The organism is Caballeronia arvi, assembly GCF_001544695.2.
Taxonomy (GTDB): domain Bacteria; phylum Pseudomonadota; class Gammaproteobacteria; order Burkholderiales; family Burkholderiaceae; genus Caballeronia; species Caballeronia arvi.
Genome location: NZ_FCOM02000211.1, coordinates 1 through 1,623 on the forward strand (window position 1 = coordinate 1; position 1,623 = coordinate 1,623).

1 protein-coding gene is annotated in these 1,623 nt (G+C 57.9%); it reads left to right on the plus strand.

Going from position 1 to position 1,623, the window contains the following annotated elements; all coding sequences use genetic code 11:
* Nucleotides 1–159 precede the first annotated feature (159 nt).
* Entirely contained in the window at nt 160–1,539 is a 1,380-nt protein-coding gene (locus AWB74_RS44395; RefSeq protein ID WP_087039593.1) for an IS4 family transposase, read from the plus strand.
* Nucleotides 1,540–1,623: the final 84 nt, after the last annotated feature.

Below are 1,623 nucleotides of genomic sequence, written 5' to 3' on the forward strand. Positions count from 1 at the left end.
GTTGAAGCAGTTGGCAAACTCACTTTAACCCCGTCGCCTCCATGACGACGGTGGGAGGCCCGCTAGATGATTTTCAAGTCCCGACCGCGATGTCTTCCGCTTGTAAACGCGCGCCGACAATGTTAACTTTCCGCAACGTGTTGATTGGGACATTTGGCCTTGGCACGGGCGGGAGACATTGAGGACTGGGCGAACGACGAGTTCGGGGCGGCAATGTTGGGCGACGCCCGACTGACCTCCCGCCTCGTGTCGCTTGCTCGTCAGTTATCCAGATGTCCACAAACTTCGTTTCCACAGTCGCTTGATGCCGCCCAATTGAAGGGTGCGTATCGCTTTTTCGATAATGCCAAAGTCGACCCGGAGGGAGTGCTTGCGCCGCACGTCGCGCAGACATTGACGCGAATGGAGCAAGCCCCGTTGGTCCTTGCGATCCAGGACACCACAGAATTCAATCTCACTCATCTTCGCTCGACGGAGGGTCTGGGATATATCGCGCATGAGTACCTTCGTGGCTTCCTGATGCATAGCCTGCTGGCCGTAACTCCCGAAGGTTTGCCGCTCGGCGTGCTGGGCATGAAGACATGGGTCAGGCCGATCGAACAGCTTGGCAAGAAGCGCCTGTGCAAAAGCAAGGCGATCGGCACGAAGGAGAGCGTCAAGTGGCTTGAAGGTATTGAACATCTCGCCACGCTCAAGTCGTATTGCTCCGACACGCACGTCGTTGGCATCAGCGATCGCGAGGGCGACGTCTACGATGCATTCATCGCGGAGCGTCCGATAGGTGTCGATTGGCTGATCCGTGCGTCGTGGAACCGACGGGTAGAACATCCCGAACAATATCTGTGGCCAACTGTTCTGGCGTCGCCGGTGTTGGGCCAGACCGAATTGCAGATCCCGGCCAGGGCTGACAAGCCGCCGCGCACTGCTCGACTCGAAGTTCGATGCACACCGGTGACGCTGCGCGCCCCCGCCAATCGACAATGCGAGAAGCTTCCGCTCGCCGAGGTCTTCGCTATCCATGTTCTCGAAGTTGATATAAACGACAACGTTGATCCACTCGAGTGGCTGCTGCTGTGTTCGATGCCTACGCACACATACGAGCAAGCGCTGGAGCGCCTGGCGTGGTACGCGCGACGATGGACGATCGAATCGTGGCATCGTGTTCTCAAGAGTGGCTGTCGGATTGAAGCGCGCCAGTTCGGCACCCTTGAGCGGTTCGTAAGAGCTACGGCCCTGTTCGCCGTCATCGCCTGGCGTGTTTTATACACCACCCTGCTGGCCAGGCTTGATGGAGACTTGCCCTGCGAAGTTGTGCTTCAACCTGTCGAATGGCAGGCATTGTATTGCCGCGTGCATCGCACCGCCAACTCCCCCAACATGGTACCCTCGTTGGAGCAAGCCGTCCTCTGGATCGCCGGCCTCGGCGGCTATCTAAATCGAAAGCACGATCCGCCTCCCGGACCAACGGTCATGTGGCGCGGGTTTCTCGCTCTTCACGAGATTACCGAGATGTACCGCATTTTCCGGGGAAACGAATGATTCAAACTTGAAAATCATCTAGCGGGCCTCCCACCGTCGTCATGGAGGCGACGGGGTTAAAGTGAGTTTGCCAACTGCTTCAAC